Source organism: uncultured Clostridium sp. (genome assembly GCF_947039605.1).
Classification (GTDB): domain Bacteria; phylum Bacillota; class Clostridia; order Clostridiales; family Clostridiaceae; genus Sarcina.
The window spans coordinates 1-8,788 of the sequence record NZ_CAMQZG010000078.1; the positions used below are offsets into that span (position 1 = coordinate 1).

Consider the following 8,788-nt stretch of genomic DNA (forward strand, 5'->3'; position numbering starts at 1 on the left):
GGACATGCAGCAGCACACGCAATTGGGTTAAATGTAGTTATTCCACATAATAACGCGCCAAAACCTAGCCAATCAAAGTTTTTAGCAATGCCTATTAATAATCAAAAACCTACTAACTTTAGTTTAGCAAGTCAATCTTCAACTAGTTTAAATTCTTTAAATAGTTTAACAACAGGAATATCTAGCAGTGGTGGCATATTAAAAGATTCAATTGATGAAATAAATATTGAAGGAATAATAAATAATGCTATAGATAAAATAATTTCTAAAATTGATAATACTAAAGATCATAAAGAAATTAATTTAAAAGTTGTTTTAAATGGTAAAGAAATAGCATATGCAAGTAATGCTTATCAAAATAGATTAAATGGTAAAGAAATAGAACTTCAAAAAAGATTGAGAGGTATCACATGAAATATTTAGAATTTAATAATCATTTATCAACAGATTTTGGGTTGGGGATTCTAAGTGTTAAATTAGGTGCGCCTACTCCTAATTTGATTACAGAAAAGCTTCCATATTCTAATGGAAGCTTTGACTTTAGCACTGTTGTTACAGGTGGACTTATGACTTATAGCGATAGAATTATAACTATAGAGTTTAACTATTTAGAAAAAAATCAAAATAAAATGTATGAAGTATTTTCTAAAGCAAGTTCTTGGCTACTAAGTGGAGCAAAAAGTACTTTAAAATTCAATTATATCGATGGATTCTATATAGGCAGATGTACTCAAATAAGTAATTTAGAATCATTTATAAGTCTTGGAAAATTCACAGCTACCTTTACTTGTAATCCAACTCTTACAAAAGGCGTGTATGGAGATTATATTTGGGATACATTTAATTTTATAGATGGGATAACAAAAAATAATCGACATATTGTAAATACAGGTGATGTGATTAATATACAAATAGATGGTATTGATATAATACCTTCTATTTATTTAAATCAAAATATTTCAATAAGTCTGAATAATAAAGATTATAATTTGAAAATTGGAGACAATAAACAATTTGGACTTATATTTAAAAATGGGATAAATAAAATATTTATAAAGACAGCTAATAAAGCTATTATGGATATTAATTTTAAGGAGGAGACAATTTAAAATGGCAGATATTCAAAGTCAACTAAATAAAATAAATACAGCTATTTATGGAAAAGAAGTTCGTGGAGCACTTGTTAATGGACTAAACTTAATAAACGAAGAAACTGATAAGGCAACAGGACTATTAAATAAATGGTTTAATACAAATTCTAGCCAATATTCTGGTATGGATGTTATAAATATAATGCAAAATATAACAATGATGAAATACTTTATTAACGGAAGTGTAAATATATTAAATTATAAAAAGGAAAGTGATACTACTTATGATGCAGCACTTTCTTTAGCTCTCAAATCAGGACAAAGAATTTACTTTCCTACTGGTATTTATAATTTTGCAAAAAGTAAATATAATCTTTTAGAAGGAAATATACTTTTTGGTGATGGGACTTACAAAACTATTATTAAATTTGTAGGTGATCAAAATTTAGATGAAAAAAATTATTTATTCAAAACAACAAATAAATCTGGAATTCAAAATTTACAAATAGCTTTTGAAAATGATTTTGCTGGAAGTGCTATATATCTTGAAAGTAATAACAGCAATGAAAGTAGAAGGTTCTTTACTTTAAATAATATATTTGTTAATTTCCCTTTTGCATCAGGATATGGAACTGGATTATATATAGAAGTGAAAAATTATGATGAGAATGGAAATACGTATACAGATAATAGGTCTATGGGCTTAGTTTATCTTCACTTAGATAATTTAGAAGTTGCTTATGCTGGAAAGGGAGTTTCTATAAATCTATCACAAAAAGATTCTGTATTAGCACAATGTTGGATAACTGAAAATATTTATTCAAACTGTAATTTAAACAGTTGTCTATTTGGACTATATTTTGATACGAATAACCTTTCAAATATAGCTCTTTCAGATTTTAATATTAAATTAAGTAAAGTTTCAATACAACTTCAAAAAGCGGGATTCTTTAAAAGCTCAAAAAATATGGCAACAGCTATGTACCTTTGTGGAGAATCTAAAACCGAAATAATTAAAAATCCAGCAAAGCTGATTGTATCTGGAAGTGAAGTATCAATTTGGGACTCAGAAACTGGTGAAAATGGAATTGTTGAAAACTGTATTCTTACACTTACGGATTTATTTTATTCTAGAGTGATAAATAATGATAAAAATTATTATGGATTTTCACATACAGATTCAAATTCCCAAATATCTATAAATGGAGATACAAGTTTTAAAAATCATACATGCTTTACAACTGGGAAAGCTCTTGAAGTTACAAATATAGATAGTGGGAAAATGTATCGTTATGATACAGAAAATAATGGTTGGAACTGTAAAACAGACATTACTTACAATCGTGTAAAAGATGATCAAGTTTATAATGTTATTAATCAAGATAATAACGGAAAAAAATCAACTGTAATTCAATCTATGACTAATAATTTAGAAACTAGAAGTTATGGTGATGATTTAAGCACATTTTTATCAAATGATGTATCTTTAATTTATCATGATTTTACAGTTAATGTTAATCAAGGAATAGAAGTTTATAAAGTAGATTTAACAAAATTCAATATAAATTCTAAAAATCCAATTATAGTTGGAATAAATAGAATTGCAGGAACTGGTGATAGTAACAAAATTACTATACTTTCAAGTATTTCTAGCAATACAACTCTATTTTTAAAGTTACAAAACGAATCTTCTTCAACAGTTTCATCTGAATATGGTGTAACTTTACTTTGCTATAAAAACTATTGATAAGAAGGGGAGCTAATGTTTAAGATAAAAATTAAAGGAACTACTGAAGAACTTAAATGTTTAAATAAAAATATAAAATTTACTAAAAATACAGCATCATTATTAACTTTTGAATTAGCAATAAATAGTCCTAAATATAATAAATTAAAAAAATATTTAGATTATATACAGGTAATTGATGAAAGAACTAATACACTAATTTTTAATGGGAGAGTTATGTCTAATTCAATGAGTATGACTAATACTGGTGAGTTTACTAACACAGTAGTTTGTGAGAGCGTTCTTAACTATTTAAATGATACTTATGTAGGTGTTTGGGAGTTTCATCCCTTAGACTTACCAGCAAAAGCTCCAAAAGGAGCAATAGCAAATGCTACGGTTAGTACTTTTTTAACTAAATTATTAGATAACCATAACTCTAAGGTCGGAAAAGAAAAACAAATATTGCTTGGTAATATAGAAATAAACGAACCTGTTTATATTAAAACTAATTATGAAAGTAGTTTAGAAGGTTTAATATCTAAGGTTTTAGATAGACATAACGGTTATTTAATCATAAGATGTGAAAATGGTATAAATTATTTAGACTACTTACTTAATAGTCCAATAACTAATGTTCAAACCGTAGAGCTTGGCTCTAATATGGAATCAATTGATGTAGATGATAGTGATATAAATATATTTACTAGAGTAATACCTTTTGGTAAAAATAATATTGGTATTAATAGTGTCAATAATGATATTGAATATGTTCAGGATGATAACTTAGTTGCTAAGTATGGAGTTATTGAAAAGGTGATGAAATGGGATGATGTAACTATTCCACAAAATTTATTGAATAAGGCTAAAGCAGTTTTTTCACAAGTAAAATTAAATGCTGATTCTATTAAATTAACAGCATTAGACTTGAGTTATATAGACAATAGTTTTGATGAGTTAAAATTATATATGCCTATAAGAGTTATAAATGAAGCATTAGAGTATGATAACATACATGAAATAGTTTCTATCCTATTAGATTTAGAAAATCCATTTAAAAGCACATTTGATTTAAATCAGAGTGCTATTACATCTAATGATAATGTTAGTAGTGCAATAGCTCAGATAAATTCTAATAAAATAGAAATAGTTTCAATAGGAAGTGAACTTGAAACAAAAGTATCAGGAGATAATTTTGAAACTTATAGAATTCAAAGTAACGAAAAAATTCAAGATACAGTTAAAACTCTAAATAATAGTATTTCAACTGTTAAAACACAAACTGCAACTAAGATTCAAAATAGTGTTAAGGATTTAAATAAGAATATATCATCTATGAAAACTCAGCTTTCCAGTGAAATAAGCGATAAAATTTCTAGTAAAGATATGAGTTCTGAATTAAAACAGCAGTTAAATGAATTTGATTTTACAATCGGAGGTAATACACCTTTAAAGATTACACAGGAAGAACTTGACTGTAAATTTAAAGATGGTAGTGAAACTATTATAGGAGAAGATGGATTTTATTATAAGAGTGGTGACGGTAAATTTGATTATCACTGTCTTTATTATCATGATTCAGTAAGTAAAGTTCATAGTGGAGAAAACAGAACTATAACCGTTCCAGAGATATTTAGAGGAAAGGATTATAAAATCGCCTATTGGCTTGGAAATGTTTTCTCTGAAAATCCAACAGATTGCCTTAATAGTTATGACGTTGAACTTTTGTCTAATGATAAAGATAGTATGACATTTACTATAAAAGTAAGTATTATGTCTTTCAATCCTAGAACAGAAACAAGTCCATCATGGCGAGGATATGGCAATATAGTTTATACAATTTTAGCATAAAGGAAATAAAATGATGAATGATGAAAACATAAAATTAATCTTAGATTCTCATAAAGAAAAAATCGAAAAAAATGAGGAACATATAGTTAAATTAGAGGAGAAAATAGTGGAACAGATTCAAGACTCAACAAAAACACGAAGTGATTTAAAAAGTTTATGCAAGTCAGTAGAAGGACTAACAAGTACAATGAAATATTTATGCACAACGCTAGTTAGTTTTTTAGTAGTTTTCTTTATTTGGATACTTCAAAATCACTTTGTTTTTAAATAGAAAGGTGGAAATTAAAAAAATGAAAAAATTAAAAGAAATTTTAAAAAGATTAAGCAATACAGGAACTATTATAGCAATAGCAGGAGCAATTATTTTAATATTAAATAATGTTGGAATAATAGTTGATAACACAAAAGCAATGTATACAATAAATGCTTTATGTGGCATCGGTGTAGCACTTGGCGTATTAAACAACCCAACAACAAAAGGATTAAGTAAATAATAATATTCATGGCAATAGAAGGTTAGAGCGTAAATGCTCTTTTTTTATTGCCTAAATTTAAAATAAATCAAAATAAAAATGAAAGAAGGAATTAAAAATGATGAATATCAAAGGAATAGACATATCAATGTTTCAACCACATATAAACTTAAACAACGTATCAAACGAAGGGTATAAAGTATGTTATATCAAAGGGACAGAAGGACAAACTTATACAGACCCATTATTTATGCAAAACTATAATAAAGCAAAAGAAGCTGGACTTGATATAGGATTCTATCACTTCATTCACTCTTGTGATGATGGAGCAGTGCAAGCAAGATTCATGTTAGAAAAAATAAAAGGGCTTGATTATAATTGCAGAATAGCAATTGATATAGAAGTTACAGATAATCAAAGTGCAGCAACAATAAACAAATGCATAAATGATTTTGCAACAGAAATAACAAATCAAACAGGGCATTATCCATGTATCTATACCAACTTAAGTTTTGCAAATGAATACTTAGATTCAAGCCTTGAAAAGTATGGCTTATGGCTTGCTGAGTATGGAGTAAATGAACCGAAAAAAACAAAAGTTTGGGGAAATACTGATAATCTTATAGGATGGCAACATGCTGACAACGGAAACTTTACTGGATCAACAGACTTAGATGTATTTAATACAGGAATTTATATTCCAGGAATGAAAAGAACTTTAGCTCCTGGTGATTATGCAACCGTAACTACACCAACTTTGAATGTAAGAGATAGAGCAAGTACTAATTCTAATATAATTGGTAAGGTCCATAAAGGTGATAAAGTTAAGCTTGCGGGTAAAGCTGGCAAGTGGTGGTCAACATATTATGGAGAGCATGGTGGATTTATGTATGCTGAATATTTAAAATAACATTTTAGACTAGTGAGATTAATTTCTTGCTAGTCTTTTTTTGCATTTAAATTAAAATGTATTTACATTTCATATCTTTTGCATTTTAATTTAATTTTATTTATATTTGAATTTCTTCATTTAATTATTTATATTTATTTTTTTTTATATTTTCATTTCTGGTTATTTGTATTTGCATTTAAATTTAAATAAATTCTTGAAAAAAAGCAATAATTTAATAATTTACATTGCAATTCACTTATATTATACTTTCAGTATTATATAGAAAAGGAATGATGATTTTGAAGGTAATAAGTATATTTAATCAGAAGGGTGGAGTCGGTAAAACTACATTTTCGCTTAACTTAGCTACATATATTTCAATAAAAAAAAACAGGAAGGTTTTATTTATAGATAATGATGGTCAAGCAAATAGTACTTACATCTTAAGCGACGGGCAAAATGATGATTACTTTAGTTCTAATAGAATTCCAACAATTGAAGAGCTTTACTTGTCAAAAAAAGATATCAATAGCTTTATAGTTAAATCTAAATTTAAAAACATTGATTATATTGCTAGTTCAATAGATCATGTCTATACTGATTTAAATTTAAAGAATAATAGAACAGATATTATGAAAAGTAAATTAAATAACTTAACTGAAGATTATGATTTTATTATCATAGATAATCCTCCAGCAATGAGTAATACAGTTCTAAATTGTCTTAATATTAGCGATATGATACTTGCTCCAATTGAAACATGTGTTTTTTCAATGCGTGGATTGATTAACTTAATTAACCTTACTGTTGATTTAAACAAAGATCACACAACTAAATTTTTCTGTTTCTTATCTAAAGTTGATAATAGAAAAATAACTAAAAATATTGAAGTAAAAGAAATACTTGAAAGTAACTTAGGAGCTAGTTTTATAAATAAACTTCAGGTTAGTTCTTTATCTGCATATCCTAATACAATAGATAAATTCGAAACGGTAATAACTTCAAAGATTAATAATAGAGCCTTTGATGAAATAAAATATTTAAGTGAATATATAATAGGGAGAGTATAAAATATGAAAAGTGGATTAAATGAAAGTATGAAATTACTACACAAAAATACTGAAAATAAAGAAATTACATCTGAAATATCTTTAAATATACCAGAAAAGAAACAAAAGGTTCAGGCTGCATTTACGGTTAGTTCAGAGATTTATGAGAAAATAGATAAACTTGCTAAAACAAATAAAACTACTAAAACAGTCATTGTTAAATCAATCTTTGATGCTGTATATGATACAGATGGTAACTTTAATATTGATATTGATAGAAAAGAAGATGAAAACAAAAATCTCCTTAATGTAAAAATAGATAAAGATTTAAATAGGTCATTAAAGAAATTAAGTAAAGATAAAAACAAAAGTTTTGGTGAAATACTAGAGGATATATTTAATAATATAAAAAAGAACTAGAATAATTTCTAGTTCTTTTTTATATTTGTGAAAAAAAATAATTTTTTATCTAATTAAATTTTAGAATATCATTTACACTCTTAACAAGGTTTTTCATTATCATCAATATCAAATCCATACAGTTCCTCTTCTAATTTTTCAAAATCATAATCTCTTTGAGGATAATTTGAAAATCTAAGAGGTTTTGGATTTGATATATTATTAGTTTTAGTTTGATTTTTCAAATTTTCTAAAATACCTTTAAGATATTTTAATGGAGCTTTAATGTTTTCAGCTTCTAAAAGTATTTCTATACCTTTTTCAACTCTACTTATTCCTTCTTTATCAATTAAGCTCCTTATTGTTTTTTCAGCAAGTCCAGTTTTTTTTGCTAGTTCATGTACTGGATCACTATCGTCTAATACCTCATCAATATTCATCTGACCATCTATTGGAATATTATTATCACTATCTACTTTATAATTTTTAGTTTCAAAAGTATAATTTCTTGGTTCTAAATCTTTTACATAAAACTTAATTCTTTCAACTTTTCTACCAATTTTTATATATTCAACCTTATGTATATCCATTAATTCTTTTTTATTAATTTCTTTAACTGAAGCTTCAATAACCCTACGTTTAAAGTCATTAAATTCTTTATATGCATTAGTTAAATTTAAATATTCTCTGAGCTCTTCAACTTTGTACTCTATAACATATTTAGTTCCTGTCCACATTCTTAAAAATTCATATAATCTTTGTGCATTACTACCACCAATTTCTAAATACCTAGTAACATTCAAAGTCGCAAATCCATGCTCTCTATATTCTAAAATCATATCTACAAACATTGGGGCTAATGATATAGTAAAAGTATTACTATCTTTATCAAATCCATGAGAAGCTATAATATAAGATGATATCCATGACCCATTATCTTTTATTTGAATAACTCTATTTTTCATAAGTTCATCTAACATCAACTTAATCCCTGGTATACATTGATTATTTCTATGTCCTGTAATTTCTTTCATATCATCTAAAGTAAAATATGCATATTGACTATTATTTTTTTGCATATAATGAAAAGCTTTTTGCATCACTCTATTTTGAGCTAAAGTAAAATCATATTTAGCTTTTATCATCTTATTATTTTTAAATAATATATCTAATCTTGTTTCTTCCATTTTTAAACTCCTTTAAATAACATCTTTCACCATTATATTACATAACAAGGATTAAGTAAATAACCTTTGTCGGGGTATCAGTACCAATTTGTCGGGGTATCAGTACCAATTTGTCGGGGT

The 8,788-nt window shown here is 26.4% G+C and carries 10 protein-coding genes; 9 read left to right on the plus strand and 1 reads right to left on the minus strand.

Annotation, left to right across the window (positions count from 1 at the left end):
* The 9 genes from Q0V24_RS16495 to Q0V24_RS16535 form a co-directional block, all read left to right on the plus strand.
* The coding region (locus Q0V24_RS16495) for a hypothetical protein (RefSeq protein WP_297523181.1) at positions 1-414 on the plus strand (414 nt) is incomplete at its 5' end.
* Complete coding sequence (locus Q0V24_RS16500; RefSeq protein WP_297523183.1) at positions 411-1,109, plus strand: hypothetical protein; 699 nt, start codon at positions 411-413, stop codon at positions 1,107-1,109. The genes Q0V24_RS16495 and Q0V24_RS16500, both read left to right, overlap by 4 nt.
* Position 1,110: 1 nt before the next feature.
* Positions 1,111-2,838, plus strand: coding sequence for a hypothetical protein (locus Q0V24_RS16505; RefSeq protein ID WP_297523185.1), 1,728 nt, complete (start codon positions 1,111-1,113; stop codon positions 2,836-2,838).
* Positions 2,839-2,853: 15 nt separating this feature from the next.
* Positions 2,854-4,668, plus strand: coding sequence for a phage tail protein (locus Q0V24_RS16510; protein WP_297523187.1), 1,815 nt, complete (start codon positions 2,854-2,856; stop codon positions 4,666-4,668).
* A 10-nt stretch (positions 4,669-4,678) separates the two neighbouring features.
* Positions 4,679-4,939, plus strand: a complete 261-nt coding sequence (locus Q0V24_RS16515; protein ID WP_297523189.1) for a hypothetical protein — start codon at positions 4,679-4,681, stop codon at positions 4,937-4,939.
* Positions 4,940-4,958: 19 nt separating this feature from the next.
* Positions 4,959-5,162 carry a hypothetical protein gene (locus tag Q0V24_RS16520; RefSeq protein ID WP_297523191.1) on the plus strand — a complete coding sequence of 68 codons (204 nt, stop codon included), beginning with the start codon at positions 4,959-4,961 and terminating at the stop codon, positions 5,160-5,162.
* Positions 5,163-5,259: 97 nt separating this feature from the next.
* Positions 5,260-6,051: a GH25 family lysozyme gene (locus Q0V24_RS16525; protein ID WP_297523193.1), complete on the plus strand. Its 792-nt coding sequence runs from the start codon at positions 5,260-5,262 to the stop codon at positions 6,049-6,051.
* 281 nt (positions 6,052-6,332) lie between these two features.
* Positions 6,333-7,103, plus strand: a complete 771-nt coding sequence (locus Q0V24_RS16530; protein ID WP_297523195.1) for an AAA family ATPase — start codon at positions 6,333-6,335, stop codon at positions 7,101-7,103.
* A 3-nt stretch (positions 7,104-7,106) separates the two neighbouring features.
* On the plus strand, positions 7,107-7,502 hold the full coding sequence (locus Q0V24_RS16535; RefSeq protein WP_297523197.1) for a hypothetical protein: 396 nt from the start codon (positions 7,107-7,109) through the stop codon (positions 7,500-7,502).
* Between the two features lie 80 nt (positions 7,503-7,582).
* Here the strand turns inward: Q0V24_RS16535 and Q0V24_RS16540 are convergent, their stop codons facing one another.
* On the minus strand, positions 7,583-8,668 hold the full coding sequence (locus Q0V24_RS16540) for a RepB family plasmid replication initiator protein (protein ID WP_297523198.1): 1,086 nt from the start codon (positions 8,666-8,668) through the stop codon (positions 7,583-7,585).
* Positions 8,669-8,788: the final 120 nt, after the last annotated feature.